General features: G+C 46.0%; 23 protein-coding genes. 17 read left to right on the forward strand and 6 right to left on the reverse strand.

Features of this window, described 5'->3' with window-relative positions; translation table 11 throughout:
* Entirely contained in the window at positions 1-849 is an 849-nt protein-coding gene (gene opuAB / locus UJ203_RS15620) for a glycine/proline betaine ABC transporter permease subunit OpuAB (protein WP_322012169.1), read from the forward strand.
* Entirely contained in the window at positions 849-1,730 is an 882-nt protein-coding gene (locus UJ203_RS15625; RefSeq protein ID WP_322012178.1) for a glycine betaine ABC transporter substrate-binding protein, read from the forward strand. The genes opuAB and UJ203_RS15625 overlap by 1 nt, the downstream gene beginning before the upstream one ends.
* A 37-nt stretch (positions 1,731-1,767) precedes the next feature.
* On the opposite strand, the gene UJ203_RS15630 is transcribed toward UJ203_RS15625, so the two are convergent.
* A complete protein-coding gene (locus UJ203_RS15630) occupies positions 1,768-2,919 on the reverse strand; it encodes a M20 peptidase aminoacylase family protein (protein WP_105955382.1) in 1,152 nt (383 codons plus the stop codon).
* Positions 2,920-3,046: 127 nt separating this feature from the next.
* On the opposite strand from UJ203_RS15630, the gene UJ203_RS15635 reads away from it, so the two are divergent.
* The 5 genes from UJ203_RS15635 (at position 3,047) to UJ203_RS15655 (ending at position 10,137) form a co-directional block, all read left to right on the forward strand.
* On the forward strand, positions 3,047-4,480 hold the full coding sequence (locus UJ203_RS15635; RefSeq protein ID WP_322012181.1) for a YfcC family protein: 1,434 nt from the start codon (positions 3,047-3,049) through the stop codon (positions 4,478-4,480).
* A 115-nt stretch (positions 4,481-4,595) separates the two neighbouring features.
* On the forward strand, positions 4,596-5,087 hold the full coding sequence (locus UJ203_RS15640; RefSeq protein ID WP_322012184.1) for a DUF6773 family protein: 492 nt from the start codon (positions 4,596-4,598) through the stop codon (positions 5,085-5,087).
* 264 nt (positions 5,088-5,351) lie between these two features.
* Positions 5,352-7,337, forward strand: coding sequence for an alpha-amylase (amyE, locus tag UJ203_RS15645; RefSeq protein ID WP_322012189.1), 1,986 nt, complete (start codon positions 5,352-5,354; stop codon positions 7,335-7,337).
* Positions 7,338-7,513: 176 nt separating this feature from the next.
* Positions 7,514-8,479 (forward strand): L-lactate dehydrogenase, encoded by a 966-nt coding sequence (locus UJ203_RS15650; RefSeq protein WP_095714450.1) that lies wholly within the window; start codon positions 7,514-7,516, stop codon positions 8,477-8,479.
* A gap of 32 nt (positions 8,480-8,511) precedes the next feature.
* Entirely contained in the window at positions 8,512-10,137 is a 1,626-nt protein-coding gene (locus tag UJ203_RS15655; RefSeq protein ID WP_044162001.1) for an L-lactate permease, read from the forward strand.
* Positions 10,138-10,178: 41 nt separating this feature from the next.
* Here UJ203_RS15655 and bmr3 read toward each other — a convergent pair whose 3' ends face one another.
* Positions 10,179-11,717 (reverse strand): multidrug efflux MFS transporter Bmr3, encoded by a 1,539-nt coding sequence (gene bmr3, locus UJ203_RS15660; RefSeq protein WP_105955378.1) that lies wholly within the window; start codon positions 11,715-11,717, stop codon positions 10,179-10,181.
* A gap of 112 nt (positions 11,718-11,829) precedes the next feature.
* On the opposite strand from bmr3, the gene UJ203_RS15665 reads away from it, so the two are divergent.
* From UJ203_RS15665 to UJ203_RS15675, 3 genes are all read left to right on the forward strand, one after another.
* Complete coding sequence (locus UJ203_RS15665; RefSeq protein ID WP_322012197.1) at positions 11,830-12,294, forward strand: MarR family transcriptional regulator; 465 nt, start codon at positions 11,830-11,832, stop codon at positions 12,292-12,294.
* Between the two features lie 74 nt (positions 12,295-12,368).
* Positions 12,369-12,998 carry a LysE family translocator gene (locus UJ203_RS15670; RefSeq protein ID WP_105955376.1) on the forward strand — a complete coding sequence of 210 codons (630 nt, stop codon included), beginning with the start codon at positions 12,369-12,371 and terminating at the stop codon, positions 12,996-12,998.
* Between the two features lie 69 nt (positions 12,999-13,067).
* Positions 13,068-13,829 carry a YqcI/YcgG family protein gene (locus tag UJ203_RS15675; protein ID WP_105992140.1) on the forward strand — a complete coding sequence of 254 codons (762 nt, stop codon included), beginning with the start codon at positions 13,068-13,070 and terminating at the stop codon, positions 13,827-13,829.
* A 1-nt stretch (position 13,830) separates the two neighbouring features.
* Here the strand turns inward: UJ203_RS15675 and UJ203_RS15680 are convergent, their stop codons facing one another.
* Entirely contained in the window at positions 13,831-15,171 is a 1,341-nt protein-coding gene (locus tag UJ203_RS15680; RefSeq protein ID WP_105992139.1) for an amino acid permease, read from the reverse strand.
* A gap of 129 nt (positions 15,172-15,300) precedes the next feature.
* On the opposite strand from UJ203_RS15680, the gene UJ203_RS15685 reads away from it, so the two are divergent.
* Complete coding sequence (locus UJ203_RS15685) at positions 15,301-15,897, forward strand: DUF1989 domain-containing protein (protein ID WP_044161986.1); 597 nt, start codon at positions 15,301-15,303, stop codon at positions 15,895-15,897.
* Positions 15,898-16,030: 133 nt separating this feature from the next.
* Positions 16,031-16,849: an ammonia-dependent NAD(+) synthetase gene (nadE, locus tag UJ203_RS15690; protein WP_322012206.1), complete on the forward strand. Its 819-nt coding sequence runs from the start codon at positions 16,031-16,033 to the stop codon at positions 16,847-16,849.
* Between the two features lie 83 nt (positions 16,850-16,932).
* Here the strand turns inward: nadE and tmrB are convergent, their stop codons facing one another.
* Both tmrB and UJ203_RS15700 read right to left on the reverse strand, forming a co-directional pair.
* The gene (gene tmrB, locus UJ203_RS15695; RefSeq protein WP_248337700.1) at positions 16,933-17,526 is read right to left on the reverse strand and encodes an AAA family ATPase; all 594 of its coding nucleotides are present in this window, start codon (positions 17,524-17,526) and stop codon (positions 16,933-16,935) included.
* A gap of 55 nt (positions 17,527-17,581) precedes the next feature.
* Positions 17,582-18,370 carry a sugar phosphate isomerase/epimerase family protein gene (locus UJ203_RS15700; protein WP_322012211.1) on the reverse strand — a complete coding sequence of 263 codons (789 nt, stop codon included), beginning with the start codon at positions 18,368-18,370 and terminating at the stop codon, positions 17,582-17,584.
* Positions 18,371-18,761: 391 nt separating this feature from the next.
* Here UJ203_RS15700 and UJ203_RS15705 point away from each other — a divergent pair, with 391 nt between their 5' ends.
* On the forward strand, positions 18,762-19,322 hold the full coding sequence (locus tag UJ203_RS15705; RefSeq protein WP_322012213.1) for a shikimate kinase: 561 nt from the start codon (positions 18,762-18,764) through the stop codon (positions 19,320-19,322).
* 26 nt (positions 19,323-19,348) lie between these two features.
* Here the strand turns inward: UJ203_RS15705 and UJ203_RS15710 are convergent, their stop codons facing one another.
* Positions 19,349-20,110 carry a class I SAM-dependent methyltransferase gene (locus UJ203_RS15710; RefSeq protein ID WP_322012216.1) on the reverse strand — a complete coding sequence of 254 codons (762 nt, stop codon included), beginning with the start codon at positions 20,108-20,110 and terminating at the stop codon, positions 19,349-19,351.
* A gap of 116 nt (positions 20,111-20,226) precedes the next feature.
* Here UJ203_RS15710 and UJ203_RS15715 point away from each other — a divergent pair, with 116 nt between their 5' ends.
* The 4 genes from UJ203_RS15715 to putB all read left to right on the forward strand — a co-directional run bounded on the left by UJ203_RS15715 (position 20,227) and on the right by putB (position 24,255).
* Positions 20,227-21,177 carry a LysR family transcriptional regulator gene (locus UJ203_RS15715; RefSeq protein ID WP_322012219.1) on the forward strand — a complete coding sequence of 317 codons (951 nt, stop codon included), beginning with the start codon at positions 20,227-20,229 and terminating at the stop codon, positions 21,175-21,177.
* A gap of 157 nt (positions 21,178-21,334) precedes the next feature.
* Positions 21,335-22,291 (forward strand): cephalosporin C deacetylase, encoded by a 957-nt coding sequence (gene cah, locus UJ203_RS15720; protein ID WP_322012220.1) that lies wholly within the window; start codon positions 21,335-21,337, stop codon positions 22,289-22,291.
* A gap of 81 nt (positions 22,292-22,372) precedes the next feature.
* Positions 22,373-23,155 carry a nucleotidyltransferase domain-containing protein gene (locus tag UJ203_RS15725; RefSeq protein WP_322012222.1) on the forward strand — a complete coding sequence of 261 codons (783 nt, stop codon included), beginning with the start codon at positions 22,373-22,375 and terminating at the stop codon, positions 23,153-23,155.
* Between the two features lie 188 nt (positions 23,156-23,343).
* The gene (gene putB / locus UJ203_RS15730) at positions 23,344-24,255 is read left to right on the forward strand and encodes a proline dehydrogenase PutB (protein ID WP_081638229.1); all 912 of its coding nucleotides are present in this window, start codon (positions 23,344-23,346) and stop codon (positions 24,253-24,255) included.
* Positions 24,256-24,261: the final 6 nt, after the last annotated feature.

Consider the following 24,261-nt stretch of genomic DNA (forward strand, 5'->3'; position numbering starts at 1 on the left):
TTGGATAGACTGCCTAGAATACCTTTAGCAGATATCATTGACCGTTTTGTTGACTGGATTACGATAACGTTCGGCGGGTTCCTCGACGGAATCGCAAATGGCTTGGCCGTTTTTGTAAACGGGATTGTAACCGGGCTTGGATTTATTCCTTCTATTTTGTTAACGATTATTTTCGCAGCTCTTGCATGGTGGATCAGTACGAGAGGAATTGCGCTGTTTACTTTAATTGGCTTTCTCGTTATTGACTATTTAGGATATTGGGACCCAATGCTGCAAACGTTAGCGTTGGTTGTCACGTCCGTCATTATTTCGATTGTGGTCGGTGTGCCGATCGGAATTTGGGCATCTCAGAAAGAAACGGTTCGCCGTATCGTAACGCCTATCCTTGATTTAATGCAGACAATGCCTGCTTTCGTATATCTTTTGCCGGCAATTTTCTTCTTTAATATCGGTGTTGTGCCGGGTGTTGTTGCGTCTGTTATCTTCGCAATGCCGCCGACAATCCGTATGACGGTTCTCGGTATTAAACAAGTGCCTGCGGATCTGATTGAAGCAACTGAAGCGTTTGGTTCTACAACAGCTCAGCGTTTGATTAAGGTTCAGCTTCCGCTTGCAACAAAAACCATTCTTGCCGGGATCAACCAAAGTATCATGCTTGCATTATCAATGGTTGTTATCGCAGCAATGGTCGGTGCGCCGGGACTAGGTTCAGAAGTATACAGCGCCGTTACACAGCTGAAAACAGGGGTCGGTGTAGAAGCTGGTATCGCTATCGTTATCGTTGCGATTACGCTCGACCGTATTACACAAAATATTAAAGTGAAGAAGAAAAGCAGGGGGAATGCCTGATGTTTAAAAAAATCATCGGTATCGGTGTTTCCGCCATGCTGGCACTCTCACTTGCGGCTTGCGGACAAGAAAACGACGAAAATGCATCCGCGGCTGAACAGGTGAATAAGACGATCATCGGGATTGACCCCGGTTCAGGTATTATGAGCCTGACTGATCAAGCGTTGAAGGATTATAACCTGGACGACTGGACACTGATTTCATCGTCAAGCGCTGCTATGACTGCTACGCTCAAAAAGTCATACGACCGTAAGAAACCAATTATTATCACAGGATGGACACCGCATTGGATGTTCTCCAGATATAAATTAAAATATCTCGATGATCCGAAAAAAACTTACGGCAGTGCTGAGGAGATTCATACGATCACCAGAAAAGGCTTCAGTAAAGAACAGCCGAATGCCGTAAAGCTTCTGAGCCAGTTTAAATGGACGCAGGACGACATGGGTGAAGTGATGATCAAGGTGGAAGAAGGCGAGAAACCTTCCAAAGCCGCTGCTGAGTATGTGAAGAAGCACAAGGATCAAATCGCGGAGTGGACCAAAGGCGTGCAAAAGGTGAAGGGAGACAAAATCAACCTTGCCTATGTGGCGTGGGACAGTGAGATTGCAAGTACAAACGTTATGGGCAAAGTGTTAGAAGACTTGGGCTATGACGTGAAACTCACTCAGGTAGAAGCTGGTCCGATGTGGACGGCGATTGCGACGGGAAGCGCGGACGCATCCCTTTCCGCATGGCTGCCGAATACCCATAAACCATACGCTGTCAAATATAAAGGCAAATATGATGATGTAGGCACCAGTATCACTGGCGTGAAGATGGGTCTTGTTGTGCCTGAATATATGAAAAACGTCAACTCAATTGAAGATCTGAAGAAATAATGAAGAAAGCAGCCTGTTCGCAGGCTGCTTTTTTGATTTAAGAAGCATTGGCTGATGCGAGTGTATCTGCTTTTTGGAACGTTTTTAATACGGCGTTTGCTAAAATGTGAATCCCGGTAAACATCGCGTTTCTGTCAAAGGTCATATGCGGGTGATGGAGTCCTGGCTGAAGTCCGCAGCCGAGGCCAAGCATGGTCGTTTTAAGGTTCGGCACTTTCACGGCATAAAAATGAAAGTCTTCGCCGCCGGTTGTAACAAGAGGTTCATCGAGCTGATCAGCTCCGATAACGTCTGTGATCGCTTCAGCCATAATGCCTTCAGCTTCTTTATTTTGTGTTGCCGCTGGGAGGCTGTGTTCCTTGTGAAGTTCAATTTTCGCTTCGAATGCCGCGGCAGCCGCTTCGCAGGCTCTTTCTGTTTCGGCGATCAGCGTCTCCATGGCTTCATTTGTTTGCGCCCGCAGGTCAAGGCTGAAGGTCGCTTTTCCGGGAATGATGTTGGAGCTGTCGCCGCCGGCTTGAAGCTTTGTCATTTTGACAGTGTGCGGGATTTTCGGATCGATGTGAATCAGCCCCAGCTTATGGACGAGAAATGCCGCGATTTCGATGCTGTTTTTGCCAAGATGCGGCCGTGCGCCATGAGCTTCCTCTCCGATGATTGTGCCTTCGATGTGCTGGCTTGACCCATGCAGAATGGATGGGGCGCAGCGTCCGTTTTGGGTTTCCTGAATTGGACGGACGTGGACGCCATACAAATAGTCAACGTCATCAAGCACGCCTTCCTCTATCATTTTCAGAGCGCCTCCGCCTTTTTCTTCTGCTGGCTGAAAGATAAAACGTATCGTTCCGCTCGGAAGCTGCGGCTGTTTTTTCAGCAGCATTAACGTACCTAAAGCCATTGTCATATGCGAATCATGCCCGCAGGAATGATTGGCGCGAAATGTGCCGTTGACCTCCTGCCATAATGCATCAATGTCAGCGCGGACAGCTACAACAGGCGAACCCGAACCTATTTCGCCGACAACTCCGGTACAATCTGAAAACGTGCGCGTGCGGCACCCTGCATCTTCGAGTTTTTGTTTAAGAAATTCAGTTGTCTCATATTCTTTCCAGCTGACTTCAGGATTGGCGTGAAGATGTTCAAAGATGTCCATTACGGTTTGTTTCATTTCTTCTGAGAGTTTTTGCATGGGAAGAAAAACCTCCTTCATTCCTTTTTTTATATTGAAACAGGTAGATAGGCTGTTTATAATATAGCACATATTTATATTTTTCAGAATAATAGATATTTTCTAAAAAGAGGGGATGGATCGAAATATGAGTATGCCAGCAGCCGAAACACAGCCAAAGAAAAAACGCACCGCCTTTAACATGCCTGACGCCTATGTCCTCTTATTTATCATCGCTTTCATTTGCGCCGTTGCTTCGTATATTGTGCCAGCGGGAGAATTTGACCGTGTGACGAAGGGGGAGGTTACCACTGCGGTGCCGGGAAGCTACCATTCAATTGAACAGTCTCCGGTCAGCCTGATCAGCTTTTTCACTTCTCTTCAGGATGGAATGGTGGGATCAGCGCCTATTATTTTTCTGATTTTATTCACAGGCGGCACGATCGCTATTTTAGAAAAAACAGGTGCCATCAACGGACTGATTTACAATGTCATCAGCAAGTTCCGCACAAAGCAATTATTATTTATTTGTATTGTCGGTGCGTTATTTTCTATTCTTGGAACGACTGGAATTGTCGTGAATTCAGTGATCGGATTCATCCCCATCGGCCTTATTGTCGCACGCTCCTTAAAATGGGATGCGGTCGCGGGTGCGGCTGTTATTTATATTGGCTGCTATGCCGGGTTTAACTCTACCATTTTATCACCGTCTCCGCTTGGCTTATCTCAATCGATTGCGGAGCTGCCTCTGTTTTCGGGGATCGGTCTTCGTGTGGTCATATACTTATGCTTTTTGGTGTCTTCTATTATTTATATCTATTGGTATACAAGAAAATTAAAGAAATCAAAGGATGCCAGTGTGTTAGGCACAAACTGGTTCCCGGCGGCAGGATTGAGCGATGCGAATCAAGAAGAAGATAAGTCTGTGCCGTTTACCGTTCGCCATAAGCTGATTTTGGGAGTGGCGGCTTTGTCGCTGATCGGATTTTTGTACGGCGCATTGAAGCTCGGCTGGTCAGATTCCCAAATGGCTGCGACGTTTATTTTTATTTCTGTCCTTGCCGGATTCATTGGAGGACTTGCGGCAAACGATATTGCCAAAACTTTTATTACCGGCTGTCAGAGCCTTGTATACGGTGCGCTGATTGTCGGGATGGCGCGGAGCATTTCTGTCATTCTTGAAAATGGGAAGCTGCTGGATACAGTCGTCAATGCTTTGGCTTCGGTTTTGGACGGGTTCAGTCCGATGGCCGGCGCAATCGGCATGTATATCGCCAGCGCCCTGCTTCATTTTCTCATCTCTTCAGGATCAGGCGAAGCGGTTGTGTTCATTCCGATTCTGGCGCCGCTCGCTGATTTGATGGGCATCACGAGACAGGTCGCGGTGGAAGCGGTTATGCTTGGAGAAGGGGTCGTCAACTGTGTGAACCCGACGTCCGGCGTTTTGATGGCAGTGCTTGCCGCCAGCGGAATTCCGTACGTTAAGTGGCTTCGGTTTATGCTGCCGCTCGCTCTGATTTGGTTCTTAATCGGGCTTGTGTTTATTTGTATCGGTGTCCTGATCAATTGGGGGCCGTTTTAAACATTGCTGCCCGCCGGCTTGTACGGCGGGCTTTTCATTTATTCGTTGCAGAAGCGCAGGCTGTTATTGTAACATGTAAGCCATAAGCCATTCGTAAAAGTGCGGGAGGAAGGTCATGAATAATCTGCATAACAGACTTTCAGGCGTGAATGGGAAAAATAAGAGAGTAAAAGAAAAAGAACAAAAGATCTGGTCGGATATCGGCAAGTTAGCCGGGGCGTTTGCGCTCCTGGATGTGATCATCCGCGGCATTATGTTTGAATTTCCGTTTAAAGAATGGGTCGCGAGCCTTGTGTTTTTGTTCATTATCATCTTATATTACTGCATCAGGGCATCAGCTTCTGGAATGCTGATGCCGAGAATAGACACCGAGGAAGAACTGCATAAACGGGTGAAGCAGCAGTTCATAGAATCAATAGCTGTCGCCTTTGCGGTAGTGGTGCTTACGATGTATGACAGGGGAGTTCCCCATACATTCTTCGCTTGGCTGAAAATGATTCTCCTATTTATCGTCTGCGGCGGCGTTCTGTTTCTGCTTCGATTCGGAATCGTGAAGCTGTCTTACAGAAGAACGGTAAAAAAGGAGTTTAAGAAGAAATCATCATAGAGATGGTTTCTTTTTTGTTCATAAATCAGACAATATCTCCACTTGCTGTTTAAGAATGTAAAACGGCTCGAGATGTCTGTTTGGGAAATGACTCTATCAAGTTGTTTTGATAGATAGAGTATGATAATTTAAAATGTAAGCGTTAACAAAATTCTCCAGTCTGCACATTCGTCTGAAAGGAGGAAGTGGAAGGATTGAGTAAGAGGGATTTCTGACTCCGCAGTAAGTCTTCAGAAATGAAAAATGAAATAAGGAGTGTCCAGAATGTCTAAAAAACGATTAAATACCTCTTTACTGCCGTTATTCGCTGGATTATTATTGCTGTTTCATTTGATTCTGGCAGGGCCGGTGGCTGTAAATGCAGAGACCGCGAACCAATCAAATGAATATACAGCGCCATCAATAAAGAGCGGGACGATTCTTCATGCTTGGAATTGGTCGTTCAACACCTTGAAAAATAATATGAAGGATATCCATGATGCAGGATATACCGCTATTCAGACGTCTCCTATTAATCAAGTAAAGGAAGGAAATAATGGAGATAAAAGCATGGGGAACTGGTACTGGCTTTACCAGCCGACCTCTTACCAGATTGGCAACAGGTACTTGGGTTCCGAGGAAGAGTTTAAAGAAATGTGTGCGGCGGCTGAAGAATATGGCGTGAAGGTTATTGTCGATGCCGTCATCAATCACACAACCAGTGACTATGCTGCGATTTCAAATGAAATTAAAAGTATATCAAATTGGACGCATGGAAACACACAAATTAAAAATTGGTCCGATCGAAGGGATGTCACGCAGAATTCATTGCTGGGGCTTTATGATTGGAATACGCAGAATACACAAGTACAGTCATATCTGAAACATTTCCTGGAAAGGGCATTGGATGACGGTGCTGACGGATTTAGGTATGATGCGGCCAAACATATAGAGCTTCCGGACGACGGTGATTTTGGCAGTCATTTTTGGCCGAATATCACAGATACATCTGCAGAATTCCAATATGGAGAAATATTACAAGACAGTGCTTCCCGAGATGCTGCATATGCGGATTATATGAATGTCACAGCATCAAACTATGGACATTCCATAAGGTCTGCTTTAAAGAATCGTAATCTGAGCGTGTCGAATATTTCCCATTATGCATCTGATGTGTCAGCCGACAAGTTAGTCACGTGGGTGGAATCGCATGATACGTATGCAAATGATGATGAGGAGTCAACATGGATGAGCGATGACGATATCCGCTTAGGCTGGGCAGTGATTGCTTCTCGCTCAGGCAGTACGCCTCTCTTTTTTTCAAGACCTGAGGGTGGCGGAAATGGTGTGAGATTCCCGGGGAAAACCCAAATAGGCGATCGCGGGAGTGCTTTATTTGAGGATCAGGCTATCGTTGCGGTCAATACGTTTCACAATGTAATGGCTGGACAGCCTGAGGAGCTATCGAATCCGAATGGAAACAATCAAATATTTATGAATCAGCGCGGCTCAAAAGGTGTTGTGTTGGCAAATGCAGGTTCCTCTTCTGTCAGCATAAATGCTTCAACGAAATTACCTGATGGCAGCTATGATAATAAAGCCGGGACCGGTTCATTTCAAGTCAGGGACGGTAAACTGACAGGCACGATTAATGCCAGATCTGTGGCTGTTCTTTATCCTGACGATATTGCAAATGCGCCTCAAGTCTTTCTTGAGAATTACAAAACAGGGGTGACACATTTTTTCAATGATCAGCTGACGATCACCCTGCGTGCAAATGCGAATACGACAAAAGCCGTTTATCAAATGAATAATGGGCAAGAGATTGCGTTTAAGGATGGAGACCAATTAACGATCGGAAAAGGAGACCCGTTTGGAAAAACATACAACATCACGTTAACAGGAACGAACAGTGATGGCGTAACGAGGTCTCAGGAATACAGCTTTGTAAAAAGAGATCCGTCTTCAGCCAAAACCATCGGATATCAAAATCCAAATCATTGGGGCCATGTAAATGCTTATATCTATAAACATAAACATGATGGAGGCCGGGCAATCGAATTGACCGGGTCTTGGCCAGGTAAAGCTATGACTAAGAATGCAGATGGAATTTACACGCTGACGCTGCCTGCGGATACGGATACAACGAACACCAAAGTGATTTTTAATAATGGCAGTGCCCAAGTGCCCGGCCAGAATCAGCCTGGCTTTGATTATGTGCAAAATGGTTTATATAACAACTCTGGATTAAGCGGTTCTCTTCCTCAGTGAGGGCAAGCGATCAGCGGAAAAATCCCAAAAGAAACCATCATAGATGGTTTCTTTTTTGTTCATAAATCAGACAAATCTTTTCTCTTGCAAAAGTTTGTGAAGTGTTGCACAATATAAATGTGAAATACTTCACAAACAAACACCGAAGATAAACAAACACTGGAGGATGAGGATAAATGATGAATGAACGTGTAAATAAAGTAGCTTTAATCGGAGCAGGTTTTGTTGGAAGCAGTTATGCATTTGCGTTAATTAACCAAGGGATCACAGATGAACTTGTGGTCATTGATTTAAATAAAGAAAAAGCAATGGGCGATGTAATGGATTTAAACCACGGAAAGGCGTTTGCGCCGCATCCGGTCAAAACATCTTTCGGAACATATGAAGACTGCAAGGATGCTGATATTGTCTGCATCTGCGCCGGAGCAAACCAAAAGCCTGGTGAGACACGCCTTGAATTAGTAGAAAAGAACTTAAAGATCTTCAAAGGAATCGTCAGTGAAGTCATGGCGAGCGGATTTGACGGCATTTTCTTAATCGCGACAAATCCGGTTGATATTCTGACGTATGCAACATGGAAATTCAGCGGCCTGCCAAAAGAGCGAGTGATCGGAAGCGGCACAACACTTGATTCTGCGAGATTCCGTTACATGCTGAGCGAATACTTCGGTGCAGCAGCACACAATGTGCACGCTCATATTATCGGCGAACACGGCGATACTGAGCTTCCTGTCTGGAGCCACGCGAATATCGGCGGAGTGCCGGTCAGTGAACTGGTTGAGAAAAACGAAGCATACAAACAAGAAGAGCTTGAACAGATCGTGGATGACGTGAAAAACGCCGCTTATCATATCATTGAGAAAAAAGGCGCGACATATTACGGGGTAGCCATGAGCCTTGCGAGAATCACAAAAGCGATTCTTCATAATGAAAACAGCATTTTAACAGTCAGCACTTATTTGGACGGACAATACGGAGCAGATGACGTGTACATCGGAGTGCCGGCTGTCGTCAACCGCGGCGGAATCGCAGGCATCACTGAGCTGAACTTAAATGAGAAAGAAAAAGAGCAGTTTAACCACAGCGCCAACGTGCTCAAAAACATTTTGAAACCGCATTTTGCAGAACAAAACGTCAACTAGAACGCAACTATAGAGTAAAGGGCTGATTGTCAATGTGGGAGCAGTTGTATGATCCGTTTGGAAACGAGTATGTGAGCGCACTGGTTGCGCTCACACCGATTCTCTTTTTTCTCTTAGCTTTAACCGTTTTTAAGATGAAAGGCATTCTTGCGGCATTTCTGACCCTAGTTGCCAGCTTTTTGGTTGCCGTATTGGCATTTCACATGCCGGTTGAAAAAGCCGTTTCTTCTGTTTTATTAGGCATCGGAAGCGGTTTGTGGCCGATCGGCTACATTGTCCTGATGGCAGTGTGGCTCTATAAAATCGCTGTGAAAACCGGGAAGTTTACCATTATTCGTTCCAGCATTGCCGGCATTTCGCCTGACCAAAGATTACAGCTATTATTAATCGGTTTTTGTTTTAACGCATTTTTGGAAGGCGCGGCCGGCTTTGGTGTTCCGATTGCAATTAGTGCGGCGCTGCTCGTCGAACTTGGCTTTAAACCGTTAAAGGCGGCGGCGCTCTGTTTGATTGCGAATGCTGCCTCTGGAGCCTTTGGCGCGATCGGGATACCGGTGATTACAGGCGCGCAAATTGGAGACTTGTCTTCTCTTGAGCTGTCTCGGGCATTGATCTGGACACTGCCAATGATTACATTTCTGATTCCATTTTTACTCGTGTTCCTATTAGACCGGATGAAGGGAATCAAACAAACCTGGCCTGCCTTGTTGGTTGTCAGCGGTATATATACAGCGGTTCAGACGCTGACAATGGCTGTGCTCGGACCGGAATTAGCTAACATTTTGGCGGCGCTGTTCAGTATGGGCGGGCTTGCGCTTTTCCTGCGCAAGTGGCAGCCGAAACAGATTTATCGTGAGCAGGGAGCCGAAGAAACTGGTGAGAAAAAGAGATACAGCGCCGCAGACATTGCCAAAGCGTGGTCTCCTTTCTACATTCTAACTGCGGCGATCACCATCTGGAGCCTTCCTGCATTCAAAGCGCTTTTCCAAGAAGGCGGGCTCTTCTATCAGACAACGCTTTTGTTCAAGATGCCTTTTCTGCATCAGCAAATTATGAAAATGCCGCCCATTGCCCCATCTGCCATGCCGTTAGATGCAGTCTTTAAAGTCGATCTGCTGTCAGCGACCGGTACAGCGATTTTAGCGGCTGTCATCGTTACAGGACTGTTCAGCAAAAATTTCTCTTATCGGGATGGCTTCAGTTGCTTGAAGGAGACAGGGAAGGAACTGTGGATGCCGATTGTCACGATCTGCTTTGTGATGGCGTTTGCCAATCTGGCCAACTTCGCGGGGCTCAGCTCTTCCATCGGGCTGGCACTGGCGAAAACAGGCGATTTGTTCCCGTTTGTCAGTCCTGTTCTCGGCTGGATCGGCGTGTTCATTACTGGCTCAGTTGTCAGCAATAACGCTTTGTTCGGGCATTTGCAGGTTGTCACCGGAGCGCAGATCGGTGCCGGTTCTGATTTGCTGTTAGCCGCAAATACGGCGGGCGGGGTGATGGCGAAGCTCGTTTCTCCGCAATCTATCGCCATTGCCGCTGCCGCGGTCGGCCAGACAGGGAAGGAATCAAAGCTGTTTAAACGGACAGTGATGTATAGTCTGATTCTGCTATTGATCATCTGCATATGGACGTTTATTCTTGCAAGATTAGGTGTTTAATAGAAAAAAAGCAGTACACTCGAGGTGTACTGCTTTTTGTATTAATTTGCTTTCTTCGTCATTTCCTCAGTTGTTTTGACTCTTGTTTTTCCCATGAACAAAACGGTGATCGCCGCGAGAACAATTGGAATCAAAGCAAGTAAAAAGACATATGTGATGCTTGATGACATGGCGTCGATGATCCGGTTCAGAATCGCATCAGGGATCTGTGATCGTGTGCCGGCTTGGAAAATCGCCTGTGGATCACCGATATTCTGCGGAGCGCCTGAGCCGGCGGAGCCTTTCATCCCGCTGAAGGCGTCGCTGAGCTGGTTTGTGAATACGTTTGTCTGAACCGTGCCGAAAATCGTGACGCCGAGCGTCATGCCGAATGATCGTAAAAATGAATTCGTGGAGTTGGCAGTCCCCCGAAAACGAGGTTCAAGATCATTCATGGATGCTGCCGGGAGCAGCGAGAAGTTAAAGCCTACGCCGAAGCCTGAAATCATCATAAAAACAGTCAGCCATACGCGCGCTGTGTCCGGCGTCATATTGGAAAGCAGCAGCATGCCGATAAAGAAAGATATGACGGATATCAGCATCAGATTGCGGAAGCTTGCCTTCGTTTGGAAGATTCCGCCGATCATACTTCCGATCACTGATCCGATCATCATCGGTGTCAGAATGAAGCCTGCGCTTGTCGCTGAGCTGCCGTATACCGCCTGTACGAAAATCGGAATAAACACTGCTAAAATAATGAATGTTCCGCCATAAAGAAAAGCGAGAATCTGCGCTGTGGCAAACAAGCGATTCTTAAACATCCAGAAGGAGATAATCGGTTCTTCCGCTTTTCGCTCCACAATAAAAAAGGCAATAAAGAAAACAGCGAAAATGATAAACAGGCCAATGATTTGAATCGAATTCCAGTCGTATGTTTTGCCGCCGAGCTCAAGCGCAAACATCAGGCACACAATGGATACGACTAAAGTAATCGCGCCGCCCCAATCAATTTTCTGCTTTTTATGCTCCAGCGATTCTTTGTAATAGCGAATGATGAAAAACAATGACAGTGCGCCGATAGGGACATTGATGTAAAACACCCAGTGCCAGCTGATAGAGTCTGTGATAATAGCGCCTAACAGCGGGCCGAGAACACTTGATAATCCAAATACAGCGCCGAACATGCCCGACATTTTTCCGCGTTTTTCCGGCGGAAACAAATCAAAGATAATCGTGAAGGCAATCGGCAGGAGCGCTCCGCCTCCAATCCCCTGAATGGCCCGGTAGATGATCAGCTGGTTCATTGTTTGTGCGATTCCGCATAATGCCGACCCGATTAAGAAAAAGATAAGTCCAAACAGGAAAAAACGTTTTCGGCCGTACATGTCGGAAAGCTTGCCGTAAATCGGCATTCCAGCCATCACCGCTACCATGTAGGATGCAGTTACCCATGCAAATTTATCAAAGCTTCCAAGATCAGCCACGATGCTGCCCATCGCTGTGGCAACAATTGTATTGTCCATCGCGGACATTAAGATGCCCAGCAAAAGACCGAGAACCACAAATTTAGTGGAAGGATTTTTTGCGGCTGTTGTATCCATTTATTCTGCCTCCTCTACCTTTTCTAAGTAAGGTTTGATATCATGATAATAGTTTGATTATTAATTATCTCGATTATCAAGATAAATTTGATTTTATAGGGAGGACTGTCAGTTGTCAACAAGAGATTCCAGAAGTGAGTTGGAAAAGACTGCCGTTCAGCTTTTTCGGAAATTGGGCACAAGAACGGTTCTGTTTCATCAGGCAGCCGCTCAGGCTCTCGGTCTGTTTCCCACCGATTTGAAATCAGCTGACATCTTAAATGAAGCGGGGCCAATGACGGCCGGCGAACTGGGGAAAAAGACGGGACTCAGCACGGGTTCCGTTACGGCACTTGTTGACCGCCTCGAAAAAGCGGGGTATGTGGCCCGCGAAAAGGATCCGCACGACCGCAGAAGAGTGATTATCGTGCCTTTAACCGCTTCTAAACAGCATGTAAAGGATTTGTTCCGTTCACTGTCAGAGTCCACGATGGATCTGTGCCGCGAGTATACGGAGGAGGAATTGGAACTGATTTTCGGTTTTATCGGCAAAGCCTCCGATATTATGGAGGAAGAGCTTGACCGCTTGAAACAATAGGTGATTTTTGTGCATAGCTTGGCCCGTTCCCGAATAAATTGTACAAGTTGAGTAAGAGAGGGGAGTACGGGCCGGTGAACATTTTTTTGAGTTATATTGTGCTGGGGCTGTCCTTGTCTGCGCCTGTGGGACCTGTCAACGCGGCGCAAATTGATAAAGGCATTAAAAACGGGTTTTGGCATGCATGGATTTTTGGTTTAGGCGCCATGACAGCGGACGGACTGTACATGCTTTTTATCTATTTCGGGCTGTCGCAGTTTTTGACCGCTCCATTCGTGAAAACATTTTTGTGGCTCTTCGGCTTTTTTGTTCTGACCTATACCGGAATTGAAACACTGAAAAATGTTAGAGAACCGATGGATGTACGAAGCTCGCGGGGAAAACCGTCTTACAGGAAAACGTTCACTTCGGGTTTCCTTATTTCACTGTCAAATCCTTTGAGCATCCTTTTTTGGCTTGGGATTTACGGAAGCATACTTGCGAAAACAGCAGAGGCCTACAATATGAATCAGCTTCTGATCTATAGCTCCGGCATCATGATCGGCATATTAATCTGGGATTTTTGCATGGCTATTACAGCCAGCATGTTCAGAAATCTGCTTCATGAAAAGCTCTTGAGAGGATTAACCGGAATTGCAGGTATATCCCTTCTTGTATTTGGCTTTTACTTCGGTTATCAGGGCATCAAACAGTTATTGGGCTGATTCATGAAGGACAGTCACCCGCCGCCTCCGGTTTTAATATAGTATTCAGACGATACTGGAGGTGGATCAATGGTGAAGGGGATTTACACCAAAAGTTTTCTGGAACGTATGCAAGAAGAGCTTCCTGAATGGCAAAGAATCGCTTTTGAGCTGCTGGCAGAAACTGTGGCGGATGACGCGGATACGTTTCCATGCATTCCCGGACGCCAGGCGTTTCTGACTGATCAGCTTCGCATTGCTTTTGCCGGAGATCCGCGGGAAAATCGGACAGCGGAGGAACTGGCTCCATTGCTTGCGGAGTACGGCAGGATATCGCGGGACACTGGAAAATATGCATCCCTCGTTGTGTTGTTTGATACACCGGAGGATTTGGCTGAGCACTATTCAATTGAAGCATACGAAGAGCTGTTTTGGAGCTTTTTAAATAGACTGAATCATCAAGACAAAAAAGAGTGGCCGGAAGACATTCCGGCCGATCCCGAGCATTATAAATGGGAGTTTTGTTTTGACGGCGAGCCGTACTTTATTCTGTGCGCTACACCGGGGCATGAGGCGAGAAGAAGCCGGAGCTTTCCCTATTTTATGATCACGTTTCAGCCAAGATGGGTGTTTGATGACTTAAATGGATCAACCGCATTTGGACGCAACATGAGCAGGCTGATCCGATCCCGGTTAAAAGCCTACGATCAAGCCCCGGTTCATCCGCATTTAGGCTGGTATGGAGGAAAGGATAACCGTGAATGGAAACAGTATTTCCTCCGTGACGACGAACAACAGGTATCAAAGTGCCCGTTTTCTTATTTAAAAAACATGTTCAACAAAATGAAATAAATCACGGGCTGGCAGGGCGGTCTTTATGTCCCTGCTTTTTTTGGTAAATCATGGTAACGATGGCAATGACCACGAGAAAACCTATGCTCACAAAAAAACCGGGCCGGCTTGATTTTTCAAACAGTGTACCGGATACAGCCGCTGCAATCAGAACCATCGCTAAATAAATTTGCGTTTTTCCCAATCCTTCAGGATCAGTCAGCTTTTTGCTGGAGAACAGGATAAACAGCCAAGTGTATAAAAGCATAAGTCCCGCAGCAGTCGTCATGTGCTCATAAATGTTTTTGGGCAGCACTAAAGACAGAATGATGGATAGGACAAGTCCCGCAAACGTCAATCCCAGTGCCGGCCAGCATATTTTTTTGCCTTCCTTTAAGGTAAAGCATTTTGGCGCGTCACCGTCATCTGCCATCGTACAAAGCAATGTCGTAACGGCAAAAAGCGAAGCAACGAGGGTCGAGAATCCGGCGATGATGAAAATGCCATTAAATATATCAAGGATGATCTCAAGGTTATATCCTTTTAATGACGTAATGAACGGGCTGTCCTGCTCAGTAAACCTGTGCAATGGAACAAGCAGCAAGGCCAGTCCAATCGAAATGATATAAATAATCGCCAGCGTCGCCAGCATCAGTTTTCCTGATTTAGACGCCTCCTCTGGTTTTTTTAAGTGAACCGCCATCAGCCCCATGACTTCAATTCCGCCAAATGCGTAAAACGCGTAGATTAAGCCTGTCCACAGCCCCATGGCACCGTATGGGAAAAACTCACTCGTCTTATTTGGAACCTGTACATCGGGCCTTCCGCCGGACAGGATGCCGCATAATGCAAGAATGGCAATGACAATGAACATAAAAATAGCGGCTGTTTTGATGACGGCCAGTACGTTTTCAGTCTTCTCAAAAACAGACAGCCCGGTAAAAATAATGAGAAGCCCCAGTACAGCATAGATGGAGGCAAATACCCACAGCGGCACTTGAGGAAACCAATGCTTCGTAAATAACGAAATGGCTGTCAGCTGGCTTCCGGTAATCAGCATTTCAGATGACCAGTACACCCAGCCGTTGCTGAAGCCGGCCCACCTGCCGAACGCTTTTCGCGCATACGCACAAAACGAGCCTTTTTCAGGCTGCTTTGCCGACAGCTTGGCAAGCTGCTCGAATACAAAATACGTGCCGATCGCTCCAATTAGAAATGAAAGCAGAACGGAAAATCCGCTTTTCACAATTGCGATGCTGGAACCGAGAAAAAATCCTGTTCCGATTGTGCATCCTATCCCGATTAATGAAAGCTGCCACCAAGCCAGATTTCCTTTTTCTTGGTCTTTTTTTGTTTGACTCATTTACATTCAACCCCTTTTATCTAAGGTTAGATTGCAACCCGCGCAAGGCTTATATGCATCGGATTTTTGCCTCTTTTTACATGGAGGCGATGGTAAACGTTCATACTAATAGAAAAAGGAGCGAAGCGGATGACACAGCAATATATCGTTCAGCCGAAGAAAGGGCTCGGCCTGAAGCTGAAAAAGGGCCAGATTTTGAAGGTGGTTGATGTAGAGGGGCAGCAGGTTGCTGATTTTGTGGCGTACCACGCAAAGGATTTTTATGAGCATCTTGATCAGGGAGCGACCATTGATGCCAATCATTCCATTCATGTGAAGGTCAACGATCATATTTACTCTAATTTGTATAAACCGATGCTGACACTCATTGAGGATACAGTAGGCAAGCATGACTTGCTTCTGCCGGCCTGCCGTCCTGATATGAACAGGCTGTTATACGGAAAACAAAAGGACGAGTTCCAGGATACGTGTTATGACAATATGAACCGGGCGCTTGAGCAGTTCGGCGTGCCGAAGCCGCATATGCATTATCCGTTTGCGATTTTTATGAATACCGTTCTGGATGAGAAGGGGAACCTCTCTGTGGAAACGCCGCTGTCAAATGCCGGGGATTACGTCAGACTCAGAGCGGAGATGGATTTGGTTGTCGCGTTTTCTTCCTGCCCGATTGAAAAAGGAAAGTGCAATGGCGACAGTGTGACCTCCATACGGGTTGAAGTCAGCTGATCTCTCTTATTCACTATGAAATAAGACCTGTGCTATAGTTAATATGGATACATAACAGTCATGATTCATTTTCATTGATTCGGGGAAATGAACAGTAAGAAACAAGCGAAAATGTACAGGAGGAATGATTGGGATGAGCATGCAGGAAAAGATTATGCGTGAATTACATGTGAAGCCCTCAATTGATCCAAAGCAAGAAATTGAGGACAGAGTCAATTTTTTAAAACAATATGTAAAGAAAACCGGCGCTAAAGGACTTGTGCTTGGCATCAGCGGCGGACAGGATTCAACACTTGCGGGAAGACTTGCTCAGCTTGCGGTGGAAAGCATTCGCGAGGAGGGCGGAGATGCTCAATTTATCGCGGTCCGTCTTCCGCACGGCACACAGCAGGATGAAGATGACGCCCAGCTCGCTCTGAAATTCATCAAACCGGATAAATCATGGAAATTTGACATTCAATCAACAGTCAGCGCTTTTGCGGATCAATATCAGCAAGAGACAGGCGATAAGCTGACAGACTTTAATAAAGGAAACGTAAAAGCGAGAACGAGAATGATTGCTCAATACGCGATCGGCGGCCAAGAAGGCCTTCTGGTGATTGGAACAGACCATGCGGCCGAAGCCGTGACTGGTTTCTTTACGAAATACGGTGACGGAGGCGCAGATCTCCTGCCGCTGACAGGTTTAACAAAGCGTCAGGGAAGAAGCCTGCTGAAAGAGCTGGATGCCCCAGAACGCTTATACTTAAAAGAACCGACTGCCGATCTGCTGGATGAAAAGCCGCAGCAGTCCGATGAAACTGAGCTTGGCATTTCCTACGATGAGATTGATGATTATCTCGAAGGAAAAGAAGTATCGGTGAAGGCGTCAGAAGCGCTGGAGAAACGCTACAGCGTGACGGAGCATAAGCGCCAAGTCCCAGCTTCTATGTTTGATGACTGGTGGAAATAACATGATAAAAGCCCACTCTTGGAGTGGGCTTTTTATTTATGGATTCATTTGCATGTATCGGGGACATGTTTTCAAAACGTCTTTTATTTGATGCGGATATGATTCAGCTTCACCATCAATCTGTCAGTGAACCTTCGCAGGCTGCCTCTCGAATCAGGCTCAAGCGGCAGATTTGCTTGGGCAGCGATCGTTTCTGCGACCTGCTGAATAGACATTTGGTCTGTATGGAGATGTTCTGTGAAGAGGCTATCAGACAGGCTGTTGATGCAGCGGTCGATTTGTTTTGCGGCCCAGGAGTTTTTTCCTTCCGCTCTGGTGCGCAGGCGTTTCAGCAATGTTTCCTTTGAAGCCAGCAGGGTAAAGTGGTGAATGGTCCGGCCGTCCTGTCTCAGCCTGCCGATAATGTCATCGAAGTATTGATCGTTCGTAATGGTCATGGGCACAATGATGATGCCCTGATATGTATCTGACAAATAGGAAAGCATGCTGTAATTGAATTCCCGCCACAAAGGGTAGCTTTGAAAGTCGTCTTTAGCGATATCCGGCGGTATCATCGAACGCATCGCAAACCCCATCTTTTCAGGATCATATACGTAAGACGGTTTCAGCCTTCTGTGCAGTTCAAACGCTGTTTGTGTTTTTCCGGAACCGAAAGCCCCATTTATCCAAATGATCATCATGATATCCCCCTTTTTGTTTATGATACAAAAAAAAGACCCTTCGATCGAAGAGTCAGCGGGAAAAAACAGCCGTATATTCGCGGAGCGATTCCTTTATATGCGTAAAGGCATGTTCTCCAAAATACTCAAGAGAAACAAAACCATCATATTGTCTGTTCATCAGCTCTTTTAAAAATGCTTTTTGATCGAGATCTCCTTGGAAAATCGGAGTTGGCTCGCTCAGATACCAGTTATCAAAGTTCCAGCGGTAGTTTTTTAAATGGATATGGCTGATCGTATGAAAGGTTTTTTCTAAAGCGGGCAGCTGGTCAATTCGGGTCACGTGCAGATTTGACCCGTCAAAAATCGTTCGGAGTCTCGGATGGCCGACATCCTTCAAAAATGTTAAAGCAGCTTCAGGTGTATCGGCATACGTATCGTAGTGAATTTCCAGACCGATATTCACCTCATAGCCGTCTGCCATTTGCGCAGCCTGCTGGAATTGTTCAACCGCACGTAGCCATTTTTCCGGTGACGTTCTGTTTGACGCCTGATTGCCGGCAAATACGCGAATAAGCGGGCTGTGAAGCTGTCTCGCCGCCCGAAGCCCTTTTCTCACTGCTTCTTTTGTTTCTTCTTCTCCTTGTGTCACAAAATCGGTGTATAAGCTGACCGCGGGCACCTTCAGTTTATGCTGCAGCAGCAGGGTATAAAGGCTGTCCAGCGGCCCGAAGTCCTGTTCATACTGTTCGATGTGGCCGTACCACAAATCAATCCCGTCAAAGGACTGCTCCTTCGCAAAGGAAATGACGTCCATTACATTTTGCTTTTTACATCCGGTTGTACAAAAGCTTATTTTCATCTCACATCCCTCCCGTCATCTTTTTCCCTGATGAAAAACGGATAAACGCAGAGAAAGGAAGGGCGTTTAATCATTTAATGCTTTTTTGCGTCGAAGTATTAAATTATTTCTGAAAATGTTGTACAATGAATGTCATCCGGACAAGAAGGTTATTGAACGCAAAAAAGACGGAGCCGACTGCTCAAAAACACGTTTCGTCATGTTACATCTTTTATTCTGCATCACGGCTATTAACATATTGACTGCGGAGCGGTTCTGTTAGTTTATTGTAGGGAAGCTTGACCGGATGACGATGAAATAGAGGTTGCCCGAGCCGGTACCTATATAAATATTCGCAAAATCAGCATATAATGAAGATAAACTTTCATTCCTTAGGAGGATTTCGCCGAAGATGAACGCTAAACGAGCCATCCCAGTAAGAGAAAGAAATATCGTCCTGATTGGATTCATGGGTGTAGGAAAAACGACAATCGGCCAATTGGTCGCTAAGAAATTATATAGAGATTTTATCGATATTGACCAAGAAATCGAAAAGGATTTCAACATGTCGATCCCTGAGATGTTTGAAAAAAAAGGTGAGGACTTTTTCCGGAAAACAGAAAAAGAATATATCCTGAATCTATGCCACCATACAAGATTTAAAATTGTCTCACTTGGCGGAGGCTCTTTTAAACAAGAGGAAATCAGAAAGTGCTGTCTCGAACATTGTCTGGTGCTTCACCTCGATCTGTCTTGGGAGAACTGGAAGCAGCGCGCAGATTTGCTGATCGAAAGCCGTCCGGTGCTGCATAACCGGTCAATGGATGAAATGGAGCAGCTGTTTAACGAGAGAAAAGTCATCTATGACAAGCATAATTCAAAAGTGAAAACAGACAACCTTGCTCCTGAAGAGATTGCAGATTACATTGTGGAGACGTTAAAGATCGGTTGGGATCTTTATCAGCCAATGTAAAAGCCGTGCGGTATGCACGGCTTTTTTTATTGCTTCACGCCTTGGATCAATATCGCTTTTAAGCAAAAGGATTCAGGCTTTCCGTTTTGATTCAATTCGAGGCAAAAGGTGTCACGGGCTTCGTCAGACGCGTTGTTCAAATGGCTGATGATACGCTGTTCCCGATCGGCGGGGGTTCCGCCTCTTTTGATCCAGCTGTTGTATTCAATCGGCAAATTCCACTTTTGGATTTCTTCATAGCCGAGCTGGTTCGCCGTAAACATTGACTGCCATTCCGATAATGAACTTTCGCGTACATGAGAAGGATCTCTGAGCCGGTTCAAATGATTGACAAACTCGTCAAGATCAGGAGCTTCAGGCGCGTAGTGATCGACCAGGAAAAACCGCCCGTTCTTTTTCAGCACGCGTGCAACTTCACTGACGGCTTGATGAACATTGGAAAAGTGGTGAGCCGCATATCGGCAGGTGATGACATCAAATGAATCGTCAGGGAAAGGAAGCTCCTCTGCCGTTCCTTTCTGAAAGTGTACATTGCCAGCGCCTTTTTCTTTCGCAAAAGATGAAGCAACGTCAACCATTTCTTGCGTCGCATCAATGCCGATGCATTCTTGGACGTAAGGGGCAAAAGCCAGCGCTGTATGGCCCGCTCCCGCTCCGACATCAAGCACTCGCTGCTCCGCGCGGCATTCCGCAGTTTTGATCAGCATCGCTAAATCTTCACCCTCAGCAAATACCTTCTCATCACGGTACATCTCAGTATTTTTCGAAAACGGAGTTTCATTGGGCAAGTGAACCAGCTCCTTCATTTTTGTGTGGTGATATGGATTATGTTAGCAATGTCTGTTATGATTCGTCCAAAATATAAAAATGATGAATTCGATAGTTTCAACCTATGGAGGCTGAAATGGATATTAAAGTGATGGAATATGCTGCGGAAATTGCTCGCCGCCAGAGCTTTACAAAAGCGGCGAAGCACCTTCATATCGCCCAGCCTTCTCTCAGCCAGCAAATCAAAAAGCTGGAGATGGAACTTGGGCTTACTCTTTTTCACAGGCCACACGGCTCTGTTACGCTGACACCGCACGGCCGCCGTTTTATTGAAAAGGCTGAGGACATCATTCGATCAAGGGATGACTTGCTGCGGGAGATGCAGGAGCGTTCTCAAGGACTGGGACACAAGCTTTCGATCGGGATTCCGGCTGTAACAGGGAGATATATTTTTCCTCCGCTGCTGAAGCAGTTTTTGGCGCGTTATCCCCATGTGGAGGTTCAGCTTATCGAAAAAGACCCGGCTGCCTTAGAGCAGATGACGGCAAAGGGAGAGATTGATCTTTCTGTTTTATCCTTGCCGATTGAGGATGAGAGGCTCTCCATCGAACCCTTGCTGACGGAGCCGATCGTTCTTGCCGTACCAAAGGAAAAACAAAGGTGGATGCCGCCCGACATGACTGCACTGATTGATAAAGCGCTGGAAGGAGAGGGGAGCCGGCCGCCGTGCGTGCCGCTTGAGATGGCAAAGCACGTTCCTTTTATTTTGCTGAAGGAGGGCTACGGTTTTCGCCGGACGGTACTTGACCTATGTGCGGAAAGCGGCTTTAAGCCACACGCGGCGTTTAAAACGAGCCACATCGAAACCGCGCAATCCCTTGTGGCAAACGGTTTGGGGGTAACACTGGCGCCAAATATGGTCAAAAGAGACAAAGACCCGGGTGTCATCTATTTATCTCTTCAATCCGCGCCTTCACGCACTCTGGTTTTTGTATTTTTAAAGAACCGTTATGTCAGTCTGACCGCTCAGGCCTTTATGGAACTGAGCCGGGAATCGGTTAAACAAACGTTTGATCAAGAAGAGTGAATATGGTGTTCAAGGATAGAAGGATACTCATCGCAAGAACGAATGCACGTCGAGGGATTGAATCAGAAAACAGATGTTAAAAAATTTAGAAAATAGATTCAAAACGTGATAGTATAGAATAAACTAAATCTTATTAAACAAAGGAGAATAATCGGAAATGCAACTATTCGATATGCCGCTCGACCAATTGCAAACGTATAAGCCTGACAAAACTGCCCAAAAAGATTTTTCTGAGTTTTGGAAATCCTCTTTGGATGAGCTTGCCAAAGTTCCAGCAGTTCCTGACTTACAGCCGGTTGATTATCCTGCTGACGGGGTGAAGGTATACCGCCTCACATATAAAAGTTTTGGGAATGCCAGCATTGCCGGATGGTATGCGGTGCCTGACAAAGAAGGCCCGCATCCGGCGATCGTGAAATATCACGGCTACAATGCAAGCTATGACGGAGACATTCATGAAATGGTCAATTGGGCGCTGCACGGATACGCTGCGTTCGGCATGCTTGTCCGCGGCCAGCAGGGCAGCGAGGACACCAGTATTTCTCCGCACGGACACGCATTGGGCTGGATGACGAAAGGAATTCTTGATAAAGATACATACTACTACCGGGGAGTTTATTTGGACGCCGTCCGCGCGCTTGAAGTCATTAGCAGCTTTGATGAAGTCGACGAAACGAGAATCGGCGTGACGGGCGGAAGCCAGGGCGGAGGCATAACCATTGCGGCCGCTGCTTTGTCAGATATTCCGAAAGCCGCTGTTGCTGATTATCCTTATTTAAGCAATTTCGATCGGGCCATCGATGTGGCGCTTGAACAGCCGTATCTCGAAATCAATTCCTTCTTCAGAAGAAATGGCAGCCCGGAAACAGAAGAGCGGGCCATGAATACACTAACGTATTTCGATATTATGAATCTGGCTGACAGGGTGAAAGTGCCTGTACTGATGTCGATCGGGCTGATTGACAAGGTTACGCCGCCTTCTACTGTGTTTGCGGCCTATAACCATCTGGAGACAGAAAAAGAGCTGAAGGTGTACCGCTACTTTGGGCATGAGTATATCCCTGCCTTTCAAACGGAAAAGCTTGCCTTCTTTAAGCAGCATCTTAAAGGCTGACAGACGTGAAGAGCCGCCGCATCATCGGGCGGTTTTTTTCTGCAAACAGCCGGAATGAGAAAAGACGGGAGACGAATATATATGAAACAAAGAATCATTGATGAACTAAAACGAATTGAGCAGGAATACAGCGTTAAAATCGTTTATGCCGTTGAATCAGGGAGCCGTGCTTGGGGATTCCCGTCGCAAGACAGCGATTATGATGTCCGCTTTATTTATGTGCCGAAAAAAGAGTGGTATTTTTCAATTGAGCAGGAGCGGGATGTCATTGAAGAGCAGATCCACGATTTGCTGGATATCAGCGGCTGGGAACTGAGAAAAACGCTGCGTCTTTTCAAAAAATCAAACCCTCCGCTGCTTGAGTGGCTGTCCTCAGACATTGTGTACTACGAAGCTTTTACGACCGCAGAGCAGCTGAGAAAGCTGCGAAACACAGCGTTTAAGCCTGAAGCCAGTGTGTATCACTATATCAATATGGCAAAAAGAAACGTCAAGGATTACCTGCAAGGGCAAGAGGTGAAAATCAAAAAGTATTTTTACGTGCTGCGGCCGATACTGGCGTGCAAGTGGATTGAAAAGCACGGAACCATTCCGCCGATGGATTTTACTGTCTTGATGAATGAACTGATTACGGAACCCGAACTGAGAGCAGAGATGGAAACCTTGCTTGAGCGCAAAAGAAAAGGTGAAGAACTGGATCTTGAAGCAAGAATTCATGTGATTCACCAATTCATTGAAACGGAGATTGAAAGGATTATGGAAGCGGCGAAAACGCTGAAAATCATCAAAAAAGATATCACGCCTGAGTTGAATCGTCTGCTTTTGAATACTGTTGAAGAAGTGTGGAATGATGGAGGAAGCTGATGTTTACTGTCGCTTCCTCTCTCCATTTTTCGACAGGAAGTCCCCCGACTTTCTAACTATCTGATTGTGAGAAACCCACAAAAATAATCAGAATCTTTGTATTTTGAGAATATTGTGAACGATGGTTTTGTCCATTTACAATAAACTCATACAAATACTTCTTAGATTGCGGGGTGTTGAGGTTGGAAGTGATCACAAGAGATTTTTTCTTATTTTTATCCAAAAGCGGCTTTCTCAATAAGATGGCGAGAAACTGGGGAAGCCGGGTGGCAGCGGGTAAAATTATCGGCGGGAATGATTTTAACAGTTCAATCCCGACCATTCGACAGCTTAACAGCCAAGGCTTGTCAGTTACTGTCGATCATTTAGGCGAGTTTGTGAACAGCGCCGAGGTCGCAAGGGAACGCACGGAAGAATGCATCCAAACCATTGAGACCATTGCGGATCAGCAGCTGAACTCACACGTTTCTTTAAAGATGACGTCTTTAGGTCTCGATATAGATATGGATCTGGTGTATGAAAATATGACGAAAATCGTCCAGACGGCCGAGAAGCATAAAGTCATGGTCACCATAGACATGGAAGACGAGGTCAGATGCCAGAAAACGCTTGATATTTTCAAGGATTTCAGAAGGAAATACGAGTATGTAAGCACGGTGTTACAGGCCTATCTGTACCGGACGGAAAACGATATTGACGATTTGGATTCCTTGAAACCGTTCCTTCGTCTTGTAAAAGGAGCATATAAGGAATCAGAGAAAGTGGCTTTTCCGGAAAAAAGCGATGTCGATGAGAACTACAAAAAAATCATCCGAAAGCAGCTCTTAAATGGTCACTACACAGCGATTGCGACACATGACGATAAAATGATCGATTATACAAAGCAGCTTGCCAGGGAAAACGGCATTTCCAATGACATGTTTGAATTCCAGATGCTGTACGGCATGCGGTCGCAAACCCAGCTCAGCCTCGTAAAAGAAGGTTATAACATGAGAGTCTACCTGCCTTACGGAGAGGATTGGTACGGCTACTTTATGAGACGCCTGGCAGAACGTCCGTCAAACATTGCATTTGCTTTCAAAGGAATGACGAAGAAGTAAAAAGGA

Source organism: Bacillus sp. V26 (assembly GCF_034296245.1).
Lineage (GTDB): Bacteria > Bacillota > Bacilli > Bacillales > Bacillaceae > Bacillus > Bacillus halotolerans.

Excerpts from the sequence above, each read along its gene's own strand:
- UJ203_RS15725 (WP_322012222.1), top strand. The coding sequence starts at position 22,373 with ATGAAACAAAGAATCATTGATGAACTAAAACGAATTGAGCAGGAATAC.
- UJ203_RS15685 (WP_044161986.1), top strand. The coding sequence starts at position 15,301 with ATGACACAGCAATATATCGTTCAGCCGAAGAAAGGGCTCGGCCTGAAG.
- bmr3 (WP_105955378.1), bottom strand. The coding sequence starts at position 11,717 with ATGGATACAACAGCCGCAAAAAATCCTTCCACTAAATTTGTGGTTCTC.
- UJ203_RS15680 (WP_105992139.1), bottom strand. The coding sequence starts at position 15,171 with ATGAGTCAAACAAAAAAAGACCAAGAAAAAGGAAATCTGGCTTGGTGG.
- UJ203_RS15635 (WP_322012181.1), top strand. The coding sequence starts at position 3,047 with ATGAGTATGCCAGCAGCCGAAACACAGCCAAAGAAAAAACGCACCGCC.
- UJ203_RS15625 (WP_322012178.1), top strand. The coding sequence starts at position 849 with ATGTTTAAAAAAATCATCGGTATCGGTGTTTCCGCCATGCTGGCACTC.
- UJ203_RS15640 (WP_322012184.1), top strand. The coding sequence starts at position 4,596 with ATGAATAATCTGCATAACAGACTTTCAGGCGTGAATGGGAAAAATAAG.
- UJ203_RS15715 (WP_322012219.1), top strand. The coding sequence starts at position 20,227 with ATGGATATTAAAGTGATGGAATATGCTGCGGAAATTGCTCGCCGCCAG.
- UJ203_RS15655 (WP_044162001.1), top strand. The coding sequence starts at position 8,512 with ATGTGGGAGCAGTTGTATGATCCGTTTGGAAACGAGTATGTGAGCGCA.
- amyE (WP_322012189.1), top strand. The coding sequence starts at position 5,352 with ATGTCTAAAAAACGATTAAATACCTCTTTACTGCCGTTATTCGCTGGA.
- UJ203_RS15650 (WP_095714450.1), top strand. The coding sequence starts at position 7,514 with ATGATGAATGAACGTGTAAATAAAGTAGCTTTAATCGGAGCAGGTTTT.
- tmrB (WP_248337700.1), bottom strand. The coding sequence starts at position 17,526 with ATGATCATTTGGATAAATGGGGCTTTCGGTTCCGGAAAAACACAAACA.
- cah (WP_322012220.1), top strand. The coding sequence starts at position 21,335 with ATGCAACTATTCGATATGCCGCTCGACCAATTGCAAACGTATAAGCCT.
- UJ203_RS15675 (WP_105992140.1), top strand. The coding sequence starts at position 13,068 with ATGGTGAAGGGGATTTACACCAAAAGTTTTCTGGAACGTATGCAAGAA.
- UJ203_RS15700 (WP_322012211.1), bottom strand. The coding sequence starts at position 18,370 with ATGAAAATAAGCTTTTGTACAACCGGATGTAAAAAGCAAAATGTAATG.
- UJ203_RS15630 (WP_105955382.1), bottom strand. The coding sequence starts at position 2,919 with ATGCAAAAACTCTCAGAAGAAATGAAACAAACCGTAATGGACATCTTT.
- nadE (WP_322012206.1), top strand. The coding sequence starts at position 16,031 with ATGAGCATGCAGGAAAAGATTATGCGTGAATTACATGTGAAGCCCTCA.
- UJ203_RS15705 (WP_322012213.1), top strand. The coding sequence starts at position 18,762 with ATGAACGCTAAACGAGCCATCCCAGTAAGAGAAAGAAATATCGTCCTG.